This is a genomic window from Streptomyces sp. NBC_01381 (assembly GCF_026340305.1).
In the GTDB taxonomy this organism is placed as follows: Bacteria; Actinomycetota; Actinomycetes; order Streptomycetales; family Streptomycetaceae; genus Streptomyces.
Window position 1 is genome coordinate 1,906,055 of sequence record NZ_JAPEPI010000002.1, and the last position, 17,837, is coordinate 1,923,891.

Below are 17,837 nucleotides of genomic sequence, written 5' to 3' on the forward strand. Positions count from 1 at the left end.
GGGGCGTCCCGTCCCGGGAGAAGGCCAACAGAAAGGTACGACGTCATGCAGAACGACCTCGCCGACCTCAGCAGCCTGTCCGTGGAGTCCTTCGAGCTGGAGGCGGTCCCCGCCGAGCTCGTTCCGGAGTCGCTGCACACCGACTGCGTCTTCTGTGGCTGTCACTGCAACCAGGTGCCCGAGAAGAAGTAGCCCTCATGGGCCGTGGCGGCCGGCCGCGCCGCCGGCCGCCACGGCCCTGGCCCCACGGCCACGCCCCCGTCACCTACAAGGAGCGCGCTCAACCCATGGAGATAGTGACGCTGCCCGCCGCCGGGGAACCGGCCGCCGATGTGGCGGCGGTGCGGGACGGGCTTGTGCGGGAGGCGGCCCGCTACGGGCTCACGACGGGCGAACTGATCGTGGAGATAGGCACGTTGGGCCTGCCCGGCAAGGACGAAGACGCCCCGGCGCAGGCGTCCGCCGCGCACGCCGACCGTCTCCGCGTGCCCGTCCTGCTGTACCGGACCACCGCGCTGATCGGCCCCGTACAACACCCCGTTGCCCCCGGCCACGCGCCGGTCCGCCCGTGCGTGAGCTGTCTGCGCCGCCGCTGGCTGCGCCTGCGCAAGGAACACGAGCGCGAAGCACTCGAAGCGGACGGCGGCGTGTGGGTGGTGGCGGGCGGTACCCCGCTCCTCGCCGAGTTCGGCACACCGCACATCGCGGCCGTCCTCGCCCGGCTGTACGCGCGGGACGACACCCGCGACCCACGGAGAGCCGACGTGGCCGACGTCATCGAAGTGGACCTGAGCACAGGGCGGACCACCCGCCACCCGCTGCTCGCGGAGCCCGACTGCCCGCAGTGCGGGCCGGGTTGGCCGGACACGCCGCCCCAGGCCATCGGATTTCCCGCAGCGCGGCCGGGCCTCGCACCCGGCAGCTCCCGGCTGCGCAGCTGGCGCGATTACGCCCTCCCGAAGAAGGCGCTGGTCAACCCCGTGTGCGGCGTCCTGGGCGCCCTGTCGACCGGATCGTCGCGCGGGGCGGCGGTCAACGCCAACCTCAACGGCACCATGCGCCTCGGCGGGACGCGGACCGAGGGCGTGCCCCTGTACGAGGTGAGCTGGTCGGGGCACTCCCAGTCGTACGCCGAGAGCGAGGCCATGGCGTTCCTCGAAGGCCTCGAGCGGTACGCGGGACAGCACGCCCGTGGCCGCAGGGCAGCGGCCACGGCTTCGCTGAACGAGCTGCGGCGTCTTTCCCTGCCGGCCCTGGACCCGCGGGCGGGCCTTGGGCACGGGCCGGAGTTCTACGCCGCGCGCGGCCCGCACATGGTGCCCTTCACCCCGGATCTGAGCCTGGACTGGCTGTGGGGTCACTCGCTGCGTGACGAGCGGGCCGTCCTCGTACCCGAACAGCTGGCCTTCTACGGGCCGCGCCCGCCCGGTGTGCGCTTCACGACGAGCTCCTCCAGCGGCTGCGCCACCGGCAGCTGCCTCGAAGAGGCCGCCCTGTTCGGCCTGTTGGAGCTGATCGAGCGCGACGCGTTTCTGCTCACCTGGTACGGGGCGCAGCGGGTCCAGGCGATCGACCCCCGCGACTGCGGCCGCTCGGGGACGGCCGCTCTGATCGACCGGATGAGCGGCGAGGGCTACGACATCCACCTCTTCGACATGCGGATCGACCTGCCCGTGCCCGCGGTGCTCTGCGTCGCCAAGCGCCGCGTACCGGGCCCGGGTGACGTCGTCTTCTCGGCCGGTGCCGCGCTCGAACCGGCCGACGCCGTGGCATCGGCGGTGGGCGAGGTGTCGTCGCTGGTGGAGAACTTCTCCGCGCGCGTCACCACCGCCGAGAGCGAACTGCGCGCCATGGCCGACGACTACGACAAGGTACGCACCCTGCACGACCACCTGATGCTCTACGGCCTGCCGGAGATGGCGGACCGTACGGATTTCCTGTTCGGCGCCCGGGAGACCGGGCCGCGGCCCTTGGACGAGGTGTTCGCGGACTGGAACCGTGTCAGGCCGCGGGACGGCGACGTGCGCAGCCAGCTCGCCCACTGCGCACGGCTCGTCACCGACGCGGTGGACGGGGAACTGGCCGTCGTCGACCAGACGCCGCCGGAACAGCTCGGCATCGGAGTGCGCACCGTCGCCGTCGTCTCCCAGGGGCTCATCCCCATCGACTTCGGCTGGGACCAGCAACGGGCCCTGCACAGCGAGCGGTTGCGCACCGCCGCCCACCGGGCCGGACTGCGGTCCGCGCCGCTGAGCGACGAAGAGATCCACCGGCACCCGCACCCGTTCCCCTGACGGGCACCCGGATCGCCGGCCCGGCGGTGACCCCACGAACCATGACTGAACGACCGTCAGGCGGAGGAGAGCCATGGCCCCGAACGACGCGGCGCAGGCCGTCCTCGACTACGTACACGCCGTGCGCACCCGCTGGACGGCTCCGATCGCGCCACCGGGATTCGCACCCGACTGGGCCGACCGGCCCGACCCGCACACCTACTACCCGCAGACCGAACGGCAGCCGCTGCCCCTGCACGACCCCCAAGTCCCCGCCGGTGACGGCCGGTTCGACCTGCCGCTCCTCGGTTCGTTCCTCCATCTCTCCGCCGGGGTGCTGTCCCGCCGCTGGCAGATCGACTGGAGCCCCGACATCGCGGGCGCGACGACGCTGACCGGGGCCCGCTGGGGCCGGGGCACCCCGTCCGGGGGCGGCTCCTACCCCCTGGAGTTGTATGTGGCGGCGGACCCATCGGCACCGATGTCCTCCGGGATCCATCACTACGCCTCGGGGCTGCACGCGCTGGAGCGGGTCGCCGCCGGGAATCCCGTGCCGGAGATCGCCGGGGCCCTGCGCCCGGGACGACCCGACGGGACCGACGCGTACCTGCTCTGCGCGCTGCGCTTCTGGAAGTCGGCGTACAAGTACAACAACTTCTCCTACCACCTGATGCTGCACGACCTGGGTGCCTTCCTCGGCTCATGGGGTGCGCTGGGGCAGCAGTACGGCGTCGTGGGCGACCCGTGTCTCGCCTTCGACGACCGGGCGCTCGCCCGGATGCTGGGCCTGGACCCCCGCGAGGGCGGTGTACTGGCGGTCCTTCCGCTCTCCTGGGCCGACCGGCCGCCCGGGAGCAGCCCCCTCCGGTGCGACGATCACCGGGCTCGCCCCGTTCGGAGCGCTCCTCGCGAACGCTCCCGCGAGACCCGCGAGTTCCCTCTGGTGAGCGCCGTGCATGAGGCAACTTCGGTCAACCCGCCTTTGGATACTGGCCGGTTGGACGAGCCGCTGCCGGATCCCCCGGCGGGCGTGGTGCCGTTGGACACCGCGGACAGCGCCGACTCGGGCGCCGGTCCCGTCCCCGTCGCGGACGCCCTGGCCCGCCGGGCATCGGCGAACGGGCGCTTCAACGGCGGTCGCCCGGTGCGGATTTCGGTCCTGGGCGAGGCGTTGCGGGCGGCGTCGCACGGGCTGGGGGGAACGCGTGGAGGCGTGCGTCTGCGGCTCGCGGCCCGTCGCGTGGCCGGTCTCGAAGCCGGTGTGTACGACTACCACCCCGAGCGGCACGCCCTGGTGCCGGTGGCTAACACCGCGGCGTTGGACGACCGGGTCTACGCCCTGCCCAACTACTCGGTGGGCCAGGCCGCCGTGACCGTGGTCTCCCACTGGCAGCCGGAGCGCGCCGTCGCACGGGCCGGTCCTCGCGCCTACCGGTACGTGGCCGTCGCCGCGGGCGCGGCAGCCCAGCGGCTGCAACTGGCCGCCACCCGGGCCGGTCTTGCCTCCGGCATCGTGCTCGGCTTCCAAGGGCCCGTGCTCGAAGACGCCATCGGGCTGACGGCGGAGGGCCGGCACGGCCTGCTGTGCGTCTTCATGGGCCACCACCAGGAGGGCATCGCACGCCTGGACGACCGCCTGTACTGACGTCGACCGCCGCGCCGGCGTCCCCCTGACCGCGCCTGACCACGCCTGACCGGGAGCACCCCTTTGTCCTCGCCCTCGCCCACGTCGTCGCCCCGCCCGCGCATCGCCCGCCCGGCGGGCGGCTACCTGCGTGACCCGCACCTGCACGACGGCCTGCTGACCTTCGTCGCCGAGCAGGACGTGTGGACCGTGCCGCTCGGCGGTGGCCGGGCGTGGCGCGCCAGCGCGGAGCGGGAACCGGCCCGGCATCCGCGCATCAGCCCGGACGGCCGGCTGCTCGCGTGGACGGCGTGGCGCGACGGCGCGCCCGAGGCCGTCGTCGCCCCGGTCGACGGCGGTGTGCCCGTCCGCGTCACGCACTGGGCCAACTCCCGTACGCGGGTGCTCGGTTGGGTCTCGCCCGAGGAACTCCTCGTGGTGAGTGCGGCGGGGGAGCGCGCCACGCGAAGGACCTGGGCCTGGGCGGTTCCCCTTGACGGCGGCCCCGCGAGGCGGCTGCCCTACGGACCGGTCTCCGGGGTGGCGCACGGGCCGGCGGGCGCCGTCCTCGTACAGACCCCTTCGATGTTCGGTGAGGCCGCGTTCTGGAAGCGGTACCGGGGCGGCACCACGGGCCGGCTGTGGATCGACCGGGCGGGGGACGGCGAGTTCGCCCGGGTCCATCCCGACATCGACGGCAACATCGAGTGCCCGCTGTGGGTCGGCGGCCGCATCGCCTTCCTCTCCGACCACGAGGACAACGGCCGGCTCTGGTCGAGCCTGCCCGACGGCGGTGATCTGCGCCGTCACACGGCGCATCCCTTCGCCACGCGCAACGCCACCACGGACGGCACGCGCGTCGTCTACCAGAGCGGTGGCGAGCTGTGGCTGCTGCCCGGCCTCGGCCCGGATCAGGAGGCCGTACGCGTCGACGTCGCCCTCGGCAGTCCGGGCGCAGGGCGCGTGCCGTACACCGTCACCGGAAGCGAGGCGCTTGAGGGCTTCGACGCCGACCGGACCGGCGAGGGCGTGGTGGTCACGGCGAGCGGCTCGGCGCAGTGGCTCGGCGGACCGGACGAGCCCGCGCGGGAGCTGGCCGCGGAACCGGGCACCCGGGCCAGGCTGCCCCGTGTCCTCGGCGACTCCGGCAGGGTCGCCCGCGTCGTGGTCGTGGACGGTCACGAGGCCATCGAGGTCAGCACGGAGCGGGCGGTCTCCGGCAGCAAGGCGGCGTCGCACCGGTTCGGTGCCGGGCGCCTGGGCCGGGTGCGGGAACTTGTGGCGGCGCCCGACGGCTGCTCGCTCGCGCTGGCCGCCCACGACGGCCGCGTCCTCGTGGTGCGCGTCGACTCCGGTGAGGTGACCGAGGTGGACCGCACCGACGGCGGTGAGGTCACCGACGTGGTCTTCTCGCCGGACTCGCGGTGGCTCGCCTGGTCACATCCGTACCCCAACAAGGTGCGCCAGATCAGACTCGCGCACCTGGAGGACGGAGCGGTGGTGCGGGCGACCGAGCCGCGGTTCAGCGACCGCTCGCCCGCGTTCACCGCCGACGGACGCCATCTGGCCTTCCTGTCCGAGCGGAACTTCGAAACGACCCCGCAGGCGCACCTGCTGGGACCGGCGTTCGCGGCGGGCACCCGGCTCTGCCTCCTGCCGCTGGCCGCTGACACACCGTCACCCTTCTCGCCGCACGACCCGCGCCCCGCTCCGGACCCTGGTGGCGTCGGGACGCGGCTCGACCCGGAGGCCATCGCCGAGCGGGTGGAGGTCTTCCCCGTACCCGCGGGAGACCTCATCGACCTGCGCGCGGCGGACGGCGGTGTGCTGTGGATCCGCAAGAACCCCAGCGGCGACTGGCTTGCGGACCGCGGCACGCTGATGCGCTGGGACTTCGCGGCGGGCCGCGCGAGCGAGATCCGGGCGGACGTCGACGAGTACACCGTGACCGGAGACGGCCGGCGGGTCCTGGCCAGGACCGGTTCGGCGCTGTCCCTGCTGCCCGCCGACCGGCCCGCGGCGCCGGGCGAGGCGAAGGACGTCGACCTGGACCGGGTGCGCGTCCGGGTCGATCCGCCCGCGCGCTGGGCCCAGGGCTTCGACGAGGACGGCGGTCTCATCCGCGACGTCTACGTACGCGCCGACATGGGAGGCGTCGACTGGGACGCCGTGCTCGACCGGTACCGGCCGCTGGTGCGGCGGCTCGGCTGCTACGACGACTTCATCGACCTGCTCTGGGAGGTGCACGGAGAGCTCGGCTGCTCCCACGCCTACGTCACCGAACGCCCGGCGCCGCACCGGGAACGGCGTGCCCAGGGCCTGCTCGGCGCCGACCTGACGCGGGACGCGGACGGGATCTGGCGCGTGGGCCGGGTGCCGCGCGGCGACGCGTCGGTGGAGGGCGCGGTGTCCCCGCTGCGGGCACCCGGCGTCGGCGTACGCGAGGGCGACGCGGTCCTGGAGGTCGACGGCGTGTCCGTCATGCCCGACCGGAGCCCCGCCGTTCTCCTCGCGGGCCGGGCGGGTCTGGCCACCCGGGTGACCGTGCGCCCCGGGCCGGGCGGTGAGCCACGGACCGTGGTGGTCGTCCCGCTGCGTGACGAGGCGGCGTTGCGGTACCACGACTGGGTGGCCTCCCGCCGCGAGCTGGTCGCCGACGCGTCGCGCGGGCGCCTCGGCTATCTACACATCCCGGACATGCTGGGGTCGGGGTGGGCACAGTTCCACCGCGACCTGCGCACCGAGTTCGACCGCGAGGGCGTCGTGGTGGACCTCCGGGAGAACACCGGCGGCTATCTCTCCGAGCTTGTCGTCGAGACGCTCGCGCGCCGCGTACTCGGCTGGCGCGTCACCCGCGGCGGCTCCGCGCTGAGCTACCCCTCGCTGTCTCCGCGGGGCCCGGTCGTCGTGGTCACCGACGAGTTCACGGGCTCCGACGGTGATGTCGCCGCGGCCGCGGTCCGGGCCCTTGATGTCGGCCCCGTCGTCGGCAACCGCACCTGGGGCGGGGTGAACGTGATGGACTGGAACTTCTCCCTGGGCGACGGCACCGGACTGATCCTCCCGCGCGAGGCGTACTGGTTCGCGCGGGACGGCTGGCAGCTGGAGAACAGGGGAGTGGCGCCGGACATCGAGGTGAGGTGCACGCCCGGGGACCTGATCGCAGGGCGGGACCGCCATCTGGAGGAGGCGGTCCGCGCCGGGCTCGACCGCCTCGCCGGACATCCCGTCGCGTCACCGCCGCCCCCGGCGTGGTGACTTCAGCCGCGTCGCCACCGCCCCCGGCGTGGTGACTTCAGCTGTACCTTCCGCCCTCCCTGCTACCTTGCGACACAAATCGTTCGCTTTGTGTCGCAAGGGGAGCATCTGTGAAGGTCGCCTGCGTCGGCGGCGGACCCGCCGCCCTGTACCTCTCGATCCTGCTCAAGCGGCAGGACCCGTCCCACGACATCACCGTCCATGAGCGCAACCCCGCCGGGTCCACCTACGGCTGGGGCGTGACCTACTGGGGCGGACTGCTCGACAAGCTCCGGGCCGGTGACCCCGAGTCCGCGCACGCCGTCGTCGGGCACTCGGTCCGCTGGAGCGACGGCATCGCGCACGTGGGGGGCCGCACGACCGTGCACCACGGTGACGAGGGCTTCGGCATCGGCCGCCACCGGCTGCTCGACATCCTCACCCGGCGGGCCCGGTCCCTCGGCGTACGCGTCGAGTTCGAGAGCGAGATCACGGCCGCCGGCATGCTGTCCGACGCCGACATGCTCTCCGACGCCGACCTGGTCGTCGCGGGCGACGGCGTCCACAGCGGTCTTCGCGAGCGGCACGCCGGGCACTTCGGCACCGAGGTCGCGGTCGGCCGCAACAAGTACATCTGGCTCGGCACGAGCAAGGTCTTCGACTCCTTCACCTTCGCCTTCGTCGAGACCGCGCACGGCTGGATCTGGTGCTACGGCTACCGGTTCAGCGACGAGCGGAGCACCTGTGTCGTCGAGTGCTCCCCGGAGACCTGGACCGGCCTCGGGCTGCACGAGGCGAGCGAGGCCGAGAGCCTCGCCCTCCTGGAACGGCTCTTCGCGGGGCCGCTCGACGGGCACCGCCTGATCGGCAGGGCGCAGGCCGACGGCAGCCCGCAGTGGCTCAACTTCCGCACCCTGACCAACCGGACGTGGCACCGCGACAACCTCGTCCTGCTCGGCGACGCCGCGCACACCACGCACTACTCGATCGGCGCCGGCACCACCCTCGCCCTGGAGGACGCCCTCGCCCTGGCGGCGGCCCTGCGCGGGAGCCCGCGCCTCGAACCCGCCCTGGACGCCTACGGGCGCGAGCGGAGGTCCGCACTCCTCTCCGTCCAGAGCGCGGCCCGCTACAGCGCCCAGTGGTACGAGAACCTGCCGCGCTACATCCGCCTCGACCCGCACCAGATGTTCGCACTCCTGGGCCAGCGCCACTCGCCCCTGCTTCCGCACATCCCGCCGCAGCTCTACTACCGAATCGACCGCGCGGCTGAGCAGTTGGAGCCGCTGCGGAGGATGAAGCGGTGGCTGGGGCCGAAGGTGGCGCGGACGCTGCACGCCCGTACGCGGGCGACGCGCGAGTAGTCCCGCCCTCTCCTCAAACGCCGGGCGGGTCTCCGTCGGGCCGGGGCGGCGGAGATGCCAGGAGCCTGGTCACCGCCCGCCCGAACATCCACCGTGCCGCCGGCCTCAACGCCCCGTCGCAGAAGGCCGGCATCCAGCGCACCCGCAGGTCCTCGCGCCAGGCGATGAGCGAACCGGCGGCTCCGGGGCGGGGGGACACCTCGATCTCCGCCCAGCCCGTCACGAACGACCCCCGCTTCTCAAGACGGCACACGCCCGCGCCGTCCGGGCCCGGCGGGCGCCAGACCACGACCTCCATGACGTCGTCGAATCCGATGCGGCGCCCGAGCCCCGTGCGCGCGACGAACACCGTTCCTTCGCCCGTCGGCTGCGGCGTTCTGACGACGACCCGCGTCAGCGGGACCACATCGCCGTGCCGCTCCCACGCGGTGAGCCGCCGCCAGACCTCGCGGGTGGGCAGGGGCGATTCCTGGTCGATCCGGAAGAGAGCCACCCGCCGATCCTGCCAGGCGGCGGGCTAGCGGTAGACCTTCCCCGGCTCCGCCTTGCCCGGCGCGAGCAGCTGCGGGACGGTCACGAAGACGAAGCCCCGCTTCTTCAGGCCGTCGATGATGCCCGGCACCGCGGGCACCGTGCCCTTGTAGATGTCGTGCAGCAGGATGATGCCGTCCCGCTCGGTCTGGTCGAGGACGCGCTTCTGGATCAGCGCGGAGTCGTTCGTCGTGTAGTCCTTGGCGGTGACGCTCCAGAGGATCTCCGAGAGGCCCTCCTCGCGGGAGATCTTGTTCACCTCGTCGTTGGTGCGCCCCTGCGGCGGGCGCATCAGCGTCGGCTTGTGGCCGATCAGCTTCTCTATTGCCTCGTTGGGCCTGCGCAGCTCCTCACGCGCCTCGTCGGGCTCGAGGTCGGTGAGGATCTTGTGCGACCAGGTGTGGCTCGCGACCTCGTGCCCCTCGGCGTCCATGCGCTTCACGAGCTCGGGGTACTTGGCTATGTGGTTCTTGCCGAGCGTGAAGAAGGTGGCGGGCACCTTCTCGTCCTTGAGGATGTCGAGCAGCTTCGCCGAGTTCTCGCTCGGCCCGGCGTCGAAGGTCAGCGCGACGCACTTGGCCCTGCTGCAGTCGACCGTCCCCAGCTTCACCTGGTTCACGGAGTTCGCGGCCGCGCCGCCGTCGCGGACGGTGCTGGGCGAGGTCGTCTCCAGCTTGGTGCACCCCGTGAGGGCCATGGCGAGGCCCAGGGCGGCCACCGTCGTAAAGGTGGTGGTTGAAAGCAACCGGCTGGCGCGTCTCTTCATCTTGCTTTTCGAAGCGGGCATGCGATGACTATACATAGCGTGTATACATCGAGTGCATAGTGGGTCGAGGGGAGGCGGAGATGAGCGCCCCGAAGGGGCGCGGGGAACTGCGCGACCAGCCACGACGCACCCGCAGTTGAGGCCGGCACTTCCCCGCGCGGAGCGCTAGTGACCCGGCATGAGGTTGCGCATCCAGCTCTCCACAGCGGCAGCGTCCCGCGGCAGGCCCGCCGACAGGTTCTCGTTGCCGTCGGCCGTGACCAGGAGGTCGTCCTCGATGCGGACCCCGATGCCGCGGTACTCCTCGGGCACGGTGAGATCGTCCGCCTGGAAGTACAGGCCGGGCTCGACGGTCAGCACCATCCCCGCTTCGAGTACGCCGCCGACGTACTCCTCGGTGCGCGCCTGGGCGCAGTCGTGGACGTCGAGGCCGAGCATGTGGCCGGTGCCCGCCATGGTGAAGCGGCGCTGCAGCCCCAGCTCGAAGACCCGGTCCGGGGCGCCGTCGAGCAGGCCCCACTCGACGAGGCGGTGCGCGAGGTGCCGCTGCGCCGCGTCATGGAAGTCGCGGTAGGCGGCGCCCGGCTTCACCGCGGCGATGCCCGCCTCCTGCGCCTCGTACACCGCGTCGTAGATCTTGCGCTGGAGCGGCGTGAAGGTGCCGTCGATGGGGAGGGTCCTGGTGACATCGGCCGTGTAGAGGGAGTGGGTCTCCACGCCCGCGTCCAGGAGCAGGAGTTCACCGGGACGCACGGGTCCGTCGTTCTGGTCCCAGTGCATGATCGTCGCGTGCTCGCCCGCCGCGCAGATCGATCCGTACCCGATGTGGTTGCCCTCCAGGCGGGCGCGGCGGAAGAAGGTGCCCTCGATCCAGCGCTCCGACGTGGCGATCGCGGTCGCCAACTCCCTTACGACATCGGTGAATCCGCGCACCGTGGAGTCCACGGCCTTGCGCAGCTCGCCGATCTCCCAGTCGTCCTTGATCAGGCGAAGCTCCGAGAGCGCCTCGTCGAGCTCGGCGTCGCGCTGCTCGTCGGTGGTCACCGCCGCTTCGAGCGCCGGGTCGTGGCCGCGCACGATGCGGGTCGGCACGGCGGATTCCGCCAGCTCGGCGGGGGCGTCGCGGACATCGCGGCAGGGCAGGCCGAGCAGCAGCTCGGACTCGGCGAGGCTGCGCCTGCGGCCCATCCACAGCTCGGCCGTCATGCCGGTCCAGAACTCGTCGCTGTCCCGGCCGTCGCGGGGGAGCTGGTACAGGTGCGCGTCATGGCCGCCGCCGGGGCGCGGTTCGAGGACCAGGGCGCAGTCCCTCGCCTGGTCGCCGGTCATGTGGACGTACGCGGAGTAGGGGCGGAAGGGGTAATGGCTGTCGTTCGAGCGGGTCTTGAGGTTTCCGGAGGGGATCACGAGGCGCTCGCCCGGGAAGCGTGCGGAGAGGGCGGCGCGGCGGCGGGCGGCGTGCGCGGACTGCTCGGCCGGGCGCAGGTCGCGCTGCTCGGTGTCGGCCCAGCCCGTTCTCATCAGGGCGGAGAGTTCTTCGGAGATGGCGGGGTAGAGGCCGTTCTTGCGTCCCTCGGGCCTGGGGGCGGGCTTCGTGGAATCGGTCATCTGGTTCACCTTTCCTGCCAGGTATCGGTCTCGTCCGACTGCTCGTTCGCCACAGCCGTCCTGCCACCGTAGATACCCTTGGCCCATAAGGGAATATGTGACATAGTACTGATGTGACCAAGCGGCTGACCTGCGATGTTGTGGTTGTCGGCGCCGGGATGGTGGGCGCTGCCTGTGCGCTGTACGCGGCGCGTGCCGGGCTGTCCGTCGTCCTGGTGGACCGCGGTCCTGTGGCCGGAGGCACGACCGGATCGGGCGAGGGGAATCTGCTCGTCTCCGACAAGGAGCCGGGTCCCGAGCTTGAACTCGCCCTGCTCTCCGGCCGGTTGTGGGCCGAGCTCGCCGCCGAGCCCGGCCTCGGCGCGGGCATCGAGTTCGAGGCCAAGGGCGGCGTCGTCGTGGCCTCGTCCGGTGAAGGGCTCGCGGCGCTCGGGGAGTTCGCCGCCGGGCAGCGGGCGGCCGGGGTGGACGCGCGCGCCGTCGCGGCCGATGAGCTGCGCGCACTCGAACCGCACCTCGCCCCCGACGCCGTCGGCGGCGTTCACTATCCCCAGGACAGCCAGGTGATGCCGACCCTCGCGGCAGCCCAACTGGTGCGCATCGCACGGTCGTTGGGCACTGAACTGCGCACCGGCTGGACCGTCACCGCCGTGCTGCGCACCGCGGACGGCGCGGTCCGCGGCGTCCGCACCGACCAGGGGGAGATCCATGCCCCGGCCGTCGTGAACGCCGCGGGCACCTGGGGCGGCGAGCTCGCCGCCCTCGCGGGAGTGCGCCTCCCCGTCCTGCCCCGGCGCGGATTCGTCCTGGTCACCGAGCCGCTGCCGCGCATGGTCCGGCACAAGGTGTACGCCGCTGACTACGTGGCCGATGTGGCCAGCGGATCCGCCGCGCTGCAGACCTCACCGGTCGTCGAGGGCACGGCGGCGGGGCCGGTCCTGATCGGGGCGAGCCGTGAACGGGTCGGCTTCGACCGGAGCTTCTCGCTGCCCGTCATGCGAGCCCTCGCGGCGGGCGCGACCCGGCTCTTCCCGTTCCTGGAGAACATCCGCGCGATGCGCGCCTACGTAGGCTTCCGCCCCTACCTGCCCGACCACCTGCCCGCCATCGGACCGGACGCGCGGATGCCGGGGCTGTTCCACGCGTGCGGGCACGAGGGCGCGGGCATCGGACTGGCCACGGGGACGGGGTACTTGATCGCTCAGGTGCTGGGTGGGGTGAGGCCGGATCTTGGGCTCGGTCCGTTTCGGCCGGATCGATTTGGCGAGGGGGTTTCGTGACTGTGTGTGTCGTGCCCGTGGGCCGGGTCGGTGCCCGCCTGGGGTCGGCGGGTGGCGGCGTCTGCGCCAGCTCGGGGCTGGCGGGTGACGTCCGGTCGGCGGCGGCGCGGGGCATCGGGCCGGCCGCAGGTGCGGGGTGCTTGATTGCCGAGGTGGTCGGTGGGGTGCGTCTGGGCCTTGGGCTCGGCTCGTTCCGGTCCGATCGATTTGCGGAGGGGCTTCGTGAGCGTGCGTGTCATGTCCGTGGGTCTGGTCTCCGTCCGCTCGGGGCCGGCGGGCGGCACCGGTCGGTCGGCGGTCGCGATGGGTGTCGGGCCGGCTGCGGGGGCGGGGCGCTTGATCGCCGAGGGGGTTTCGTGAGCGTGTGTGTCATGCCGTTGGGCCGGGACCGTGCCCGCCTGGGGCTGGCGGGGGCGGGGCGCTTGACCGCCGAGGTGCTCGGTGGGGTGAGGCCGGACCTTGGGCTCGGTCCGTTCCGGTCCGGTCGATTTGCCGAGGAGGCTTTGTGAGTAAGCGCGTCACCCCTATGGACCTGGTCCGCGCCCGCCCCGGGCCGGCGTACACCGTCACGTTCGACGGCCGCGAGCTTCCCGCTCTGCCCGGTCAGACCGTTGCCGCCGCGCTGTGGTCGGCCGGCGTCGCCGCCTGGCGCACCACGCGGGGCGGCGGAGAACCGCGGGGCGTGTTCTGCGGGATCGGCGTCTGCTTCGACTGCCTGGTCACCGTCAACGGCCGCCCCAATCAACGCGCTTGCCTCGTGCCCGCCGCGCCCGGCGACGAGATCCGCAGCCAGGACGGGACCGGCCGCTCCGACACGGGCGAGGTGCGATGAACCTCGCCGTCATCGGCGCCGGTCCCGCCGGTCTCGCCGCCGCACTCGCCGCCGCGGACCGGGGCATTCGCGTACGCCTCGTCGACTCGGCCGCGCAGCCCGGCGGACAGTTCTACCGGCAGCCTCCCCACGCCTTCGGCGCCCGGCGCCCCCAGGAGTTGCACCACCAGTGGCGGGCGTGGCAGCGGCTGCGGGACGGGCTTGCGAGGCATGTCGAAGCGGGGCGCATCACGCACCTGGCGGAGCATCATGTCTGGTTTGTGGAGCGCCAGTTGGAACCGTCCGGCTTCACCGTGCACGCCCTGCTCGGGCCGGAGCAGGCAGAGCCCGCGACCGTGCGTGCCGACGCCGTGCTGATCGCCACCGGCGGATACGAGAAGGTCCTGCCGTTCCCCGGCTGGACGCTGCCCGGCGTGGTCACCGCCGGCGGTGCGCAGGCCATGCTCAAGGGTGGCCTCGTGCTCCCCGGACGCACCGCCGTGGTCGCCGGAACGGGACCGCTGCTCATGCCGGTCGCCGTCGGTCTCGCCGCCGCCGGGGCCGACGTCGCGGCGCTGGTCGAGTCCGCGGGGCCGAAGGGCTTCGCGCGGCACGCCGTGACCTTCGCCGCCCACCCGGCCAAGCTCGCCGAGGGTGCCTCGTATGCGGCTGAACTCCTGCGCCACCGTGTGCCGTTGCTGCCTCACCACACCGTCGTCGAGGCGCACGGGAAGGACAGGGTCGAGGCGGTTACCGTCGCCGCGCTCGACCCTGCGGGGCGGGTCGAGGCGGGCACCGAGCGGCGCATCCCCTGTGACACGCTCGCCGTGGGGCACGGGATGCTGCCGCACACCGACATCGCCGAGGCACTCGGCTGCCGGATCGTCGGACCGGGTGTCGCCGTCGACGCCGAGCAGCGCACCGACGTACCCGGCGTCTGGGCCGCCGGTGAGAGCACCGGCATCGGCGGAGCCGCCCTCTCCCTCGCCGAGGGGCATATCGCGGGGCGCTCCGCCGCCGCCAGGCTCCGGGGGCGGGAGCCCGACCCTCGCTCGTGGGCGGCGGCGGCCAAGTCCCGTACCAAAGCACGGCAGTTCGCCGCCGCTGTCGAAGCTGTGTACGCGCCGCCCGCACACTGGGCCGAGCTGCTGCGGGACGACACCCTCGTCTGCCGCTGCGAGGAGGTCCCCGCGTCGGCGGTCCGCGAGGCCGTCGACGAGCTCGGGGCGACGGACGCGCGGAGCGTGAAGCTCCTGACCCGCGCCGGCATGGGCTGGTGCCAGGGCCGGATGTGCGCGGCGGCCGTCGACGGGCTCACGGGTTGCGAGGCGACGTCCGCGCGCAGACCGTTCGCCCGACCGGTGCCGCTGGGGGTCCTCGCCAGGTCGGGCGAGGACGAGCCCGACCTGGGCCCGCCGGGGTGACCGCCCCTGAACCCGGCCGATGGCGCGACGCACCTGCCCTGGCCGACGGTGGTGGTTGTCCCGGTTCTGGTCGAACGGCGATGACCGCCCCGGTTCTGGCCGATGGCACGACGCACCTGCCCCGGCAGAGGCGGCGGTTGTCCCGGTTCTGGTCGAACGGCGATGGCCACCCCGGTTCTGGCCGATGGCACGACGCCTCTGCCCCGGCCGACGGCGATCGCCGCCCCGGTTCTGGCCGCTGGTGCGACGCCCTCGGCCCTGGCCGACGGTGGTGGTTGTCCCGGTTCTGGGCGACGGCGATGGCCGCCCCGGCTCTGGCCGATGGTGCGACGCCCTCGCCCCTGGCCGACGGCGGCCGTTGCCCCGCCCCTGGGCGACGGCGATGGCCGCCCCGGTTCCGGCCGATGGTGCGACGCCCTCGCCCCTGGCCGACGGTGGTGGTTGTCCCGGTTCTGGGCGACGGCGATGGCCGCCCCGGCTCTGGCCGATGGCGCGACGCCCTCGACCCCGGCCGACGGCGGCCGTTGCCCCGCCCCTGGGCGACGGCGATCACCGCCTCGGCTCCGGCCGACGGCACGACGCCCCCGCCCCTGGCCGACAGCGGTGGCCGCCTCGCCTCCCGGCCGACGGCATTGACGCCCCCGCCCGCACCCCCGTACCGAGCCGCCCCACACCGCACGGAACCGCACGGCACACGGCATTGACGCCCCCGCCCGCACCCCCGTACCGAACCGCCCCGCACCGCACGGCACACGCCACCGACGCCCCCGCCCCCACCCCCGTACCGAACCGCCCCACACCGCCTGGCCGACGCCACCGACGCCCCAGCCCCCACCCCCGTACCGCCCCACACCCCACGGAACCGCACGGCACCAGGAGAGGACCACGCACATGAGCACGCCCACCACGCCCGTCACGCCCGTCGCCGCCACCCGGCACCGCCCCTGGCACGGCATCCTCGTCGCTACCGCTCTCCCGCTGAACGACGATCTCTCCGTGAACTACCGCAAGTTCGCCGAGCACTGCGCCTGGCTCGTCGAGAACGGCTGTGACGGTGTCGTGCCCAACGGATCGCTCGGTGAGTACCAGGTCCTCACCCCGGAGGAGCGTGCCAAGGTCGTGGAGACCGCCGTCGCGGCCATCGGCGGGCAGCGCGTGATGCCCGGCGTCGCCGCCTACGGTTCCGCCGAGGCGCGCCGGTGGGCCGAGCAGGCCAAGGATGCCGGGTGCGCGTCCGTGATGCTGCTGCCGCCGAACGCCTACCGCGCCGACGAGCGCTCCGTCATCGCCCACTACGCGGCGGTCGCCGAAGCGGGCATCCCGGTCGTGGCATACAACAACCCCATCGACACCAAGGTCGACCTGCAGCCCGAGCTCCTCGCGAAGCTGCACGCGGAGGGATACGTCCATGCCGTGAAAGAGTTCTCCGGGGACGTGCGCCGCGCCTATCGCATCGCCGAACTCGCCCCGGAACTCGACCTGTTGATCGGTGCCGATGATGTGCTGCTCGAACTGGCGGTGGCCGGCGCCAAGGGCTGGGTCGCCGGTTATCCGAACGCGCTGCCCGTCGCCTCCGTCGAGCTCTACCGCGCCGCCGTGACCGGAGACCTGGTCACGGCACGCGAGCTGTACCGGGAGCTGCACCCGCTCCTTCGCTGGGACTCGCAGTCCGAGTTCGTGCAGGCCATCAAGTTGTCCATGGACATCGTCGGGCGGCACGGCGGCCCCTGTCGTCCTCCGCGCGTGCCGCTGCTTCCGGAGCAGGAGAAGGCGGTGCGCGTCGCCACCGAACGGACCGTCGCCGCAGGCCTCGCCTGATCCGTCTTCCCCGCACCGCTCACGTACGAAAGGGTTCCGACATGCGCAGCAAACTCGTCCTGCACGCCGTCGACTCGCACACCGAGGGCATGCCGACGCGGGTGATCACCGGCGGCATCGGCACCGTCCCCGGCGCGACGATGAACGAGCGCAGGCTGTACTTCCGCGAGCACCGCGACGACATCAAGCAGCTCCTGATGAACGAGCCGCGCGGGCACTCCGCGATGAGCGGCGCGATCCTCCAGCCGCCGACCCGGCCCGACTGCGACTACGGTGTCATCTACATCGAGGTCTCCGGCTATCTGCCGATGTGCGGGCACGGCACCATCGGCGTCGCCACCGTCCTCGTCGAGACCGGCATGGTCGAGGTCGTGGAGCCGGTCACCACGATCCGTTTGGACACCCCGGCGGGCGTCGTCGTCGCCGAGGTCGCGGTCGAGGGCGGTGCCGCGAAGGCCGTCACGTTGAAGAACGTGCCGTCCTTCGCCGTCGGTCTCGACCGCAAGATCACCCTGCCGGATGGCCGTTCGGTGACGTACGACCTGGCCTATGGCGGCAACTTCTACGCGATCCTGCCCATCGACCAGTTCGGGCTTCCCTTCGAGCGCGGGCGTAAGGACGAGATCCTCGCGGCCGGGCTCGCGTTGATGGATGCCATCAATGCCGAGGGCGAGCCGGTGCACCCGGAGGACTCCTCCATCCGCGGCTGCCACCACGTCCACCTCTACGCGCCCGGCGCCACCGCCCGCCACTCACGGCACGCGATGGCGATCCACCCCGGCTGGTTCGACCGCTCGCCGTGCGGCACCGGCACGAGCGCGCGCATGGCCCAGCTGCATGCGCGCGGCGAACTGCCCCTGCACACCGAGTTCATCAACGAGTCCTTCATCGGTACGCGGTTCAGCGGGCGCCTGCTGGGGACGACCGAAGTGGCGGGCATCCCCGCCGTGCTGCCCAGCTTCACCGGGCGCGCATGGGTGACGGGCACCGCCCAGTACCTGCTCGACCCGGACGATCCCTTCCCCGCGGGATTCGTGCTGTAGGGGGTTGGGATAATCGTGGGACGTGACATTGCACCCACGTGAGATTGCACCAAGGAGG

Annotated in this window: 13 protein-coding genes; 10 read left to right on the forward strand and 3 right to left on the reverse strand. The window is 72.8% G+C overall.

Translation table 11 applies throughout. The features are described from left to right. Positions 1-45: 45 nt before the first annotated feature. From OG453_RS30125 to OG453_RS30145, 5 genes are all read left to right on the forward strand, one after another. Positions 46-192, forward strand: coding sequence for a hypothetical protein (locus tag OG453_RS30125; protein ID WP_266871709.1), 147 nt, complete (start codon positions 46-48; stop codon positions 190-192). 95 nt (positions 193-287) lie between these two features. Continuing rightward, a complete protein-coding gene (locus tag OG453_RS30130; RefSeq protein ID WP_266871711.1) occupies positions 288-2,294 on the forward strand; it encodes a TOMM precursor leader peptide-binding protein in 2,007 nt (668 codons plus the stop codon). A 73-nt stretch (positions 2,295-2,367) separates the two neighbouring features. Continuing rightward, positions 2,368-3,918 carry a nitroreductase family protein gene (locus OG453_RS30135; RefSeq protein ID WP_266871712.1) on the forward strand — a complete coding sequence of 517 codons (1,551 nt, stop codon included), beginning with the start codon at positions 2,368-2,370 and terminating at the stop codon, positions 3,916-3,918. Between the two features lie 63 nt (positions 3,919-3,981). Further along, positions 3,982-7,155, forward strand: a complete 3,174-nt coding sequence (locus tag OG453_RS30140) for a S41 family peptidase (RefSeq protein ID WP_266871713.1) — start codon at positions 3,982-3,984, stop codon at positions 7,153-7,155. 110 nt (positions 7,156-7,265) lie between these two features. Next, a complete protein-coding gene (locus tag OG453_RS30145) occupies positions 7,266-8,498 on the forward strand; it encodes an FAD-dependent monooxygenase (protein WP_266871714.1) in 1,233 nt (410 codons plus the stop codon). A gap of 13 nt (positions 8,499-8,511) precedes the next feature. On the opposite strand, the gene OG453_RS30150 is transcribed toward OG453_RS30145, so the two are convergent. The 3 genes from OG453_RS30150 to OG453_RS30160 all read right to left on the reverse strand — a co-directional run bounded on the left by OG453_RS30150 (position 8,512) and on the right by OG453_RS30160 (position 11,403). After that, positions 8,512-8,991 carry an SRPBCC family protein gene (locus OG453_RS30150; RefSeq protein ID WP_266871715.1) on the reverse strand — a complete coding sequence of 160 codons (480 nt, stop codon included), beginning with the start codon at positions 8,989-8,991 and terminating at the stop codon, positions 8,512-8,514. A 24-nt stretch (positions 8,992-9,015) separates the two neighbouring features. Next, entirely contained in the window at positions 9,016-9,795 is a 780-nt protein-coding gene (locus OG453_RS30155; RefSeq protein WP_266873179.1) for a polysaccharide deacetylase family protein, read from the reverse strand. Positions 9,796-9,960: 165 nt separating this feature from the next. Then, positions 9,961-11,403: an aminopeptidase P family protein gene (locus OG453_RS30160; RefSeq protein WP_266871716.1), complete on the reverse strand. Its 1,443-nt coding sequence runs from the start codon at positions 11,401-11,403 to the stop codon at positions 9,961-9,963. A 113-nt stretch (positions 11,404-11,516) separates the two neighbouring features. On the opposite strand from OG453_RS30160, the gene OG453_RS30165 reads away from it, so the two are divergent. The 5 genes from OG453_RS30165 to OG453_RS30185 all read left to right on the forward strand — a co-directional run bounded on the left by OG453_RS30165 (position 11,517) and on the right by OG453_RS30185 (position 17,779). Continuing rightward, positions 11,517-12,683 carry an FAD-binding oxidoreductase gene (locus OG453_RS30165; protein ID WP_266871717.1) on the forward strand — a complete coding sequence of 389 codons (1,167 nt, stop codon included), beginning with the start codon at positions 11,517-11,519 and terminating at the stop codon, positions 12,681-12,683. Between the two features lie 526 nt (positions 12,684-13,209). Continuing rightward, positions 13,210-13,515 carry a (2Fe-2S)-binding protein gene (locus OG453_RS30170; protein ID WP_266873180.1) on the forward strand — a complete coding sequence of 102 codons (306 nt, stop codon included), beginning with the start codon at positions 13,210-13,212 and terminating at the stop codon, positions 13,513-13,515. After that, positions 13,512-14,918: an NAD(P)/FAD-dependent oxidoreductase gene (locus OG453_RS30175; protein WP_266871719.1), complete on the forward strand. Its 1,407-nt coding sequence runs from the start codon at positions 13,512-13,514 to the stop codon at positions 14,916-14,918. Before OG453_RS30170 ends, OG453_RS30175 begins: the two co-directional genes overlap by 4 nt. A gap of 891 nt (positions 14,919-15,809) precedes the next feature. Then, positions 15,810-16,736 carry a dihydrodipicolinate synthase family protein gene (locus OG453_RS30180; protein WP_266871720.1) on the forward strand — a complete coding sequence of 309 codons (927 nt, stop codon included), beginning with the start codon at positions 15,810-15,812 and terminating at the stop codon, positions 16,734-16,736. A gap of 41 nt (positions 16,737-16,777) precedes the next feature. Then, positions 16,778-17,779: a proline racemase family protein gene (locus OG453_RS30185; protein ID WP_266871721.1), complete on the forward strand. Its 1,002-nt coding sequence runs from the start codon at positions 16,778-16,780 to the stop codon at positions 17,777-17,779. Positions 17,780-17,837: the final 58 nt, after the last annotated feature.

What these genes read in the sequence shown, in the direction of transcription:
- OG453_RS30125 (WP_266871709.1), top strand. Translation starts at nt 46, where the DNA reads ATGCAGAACGACCTCGCCGACCTCAGCAGCCTGTCCGTGGAGTCCTTC.
- OG453_RS30130 (WP_266871711.1), top strand. Translation starts at nt 288, where the DNA reads ATGGAGATAGTGACGCTGCCCGCCGCCGGGGAACCGGCCGCCGATGTG.
- OG453_RS30135 (WP_266871712.1), top strand. Translation starts at nt 2,368, where the DNA reads ATGGCCCCGAACGACGCGGCGCAGGCCGTCCTCGACTACGTACACGCC.
- OG453_RS30155 (WP_266873179.1), bottom strand. Translation starts at nt 9,795, where the DNA reads ATGAAGAGACGCGCCAGCCGGTTGCTTTCAACCACCACCTTTACGACG.
- OG453_RS30160 (WP_266871716.1), bottom strand. Translation starts at nt 11,403, where the DNA reads ATGACCGATTCCACGAAGCCCGCCCCCAGGCCCGAGGGACGCAAGAAC.
- OG453_RS30170 (WP_266873180.1), top strand. Translation starts at nt 13,210, where the DNA reads ATGGACCTGGTCCGCGCCCGCCCCGGGCCGGCGTACACCGTCACGTTC.
- OG453_RS30175 (WP_266871719.1), top strand. Translation starts at nt 13,512, where the DNA reads ATGAACCTCGCCGTCATCGGCGCCGGTCCCGCCGGTCTCGCCGCCGCA.
- OG453_RS30180 (WP_266871720.1), top strand. Translation starts at nt 15,810, where the DNA reads ATGAGCACGCCCACCACGCCCGTCACGCCCGTCGCCGCCACCCGGCAC.
- OG453_RS30185 (WP_266871721.1), top strand. Translation starts at nt 16,778, where the DNA reads ATGCGCAGCAAACTCGTCCTGCACGCCGTCGACTCGCACACCGAGGGC.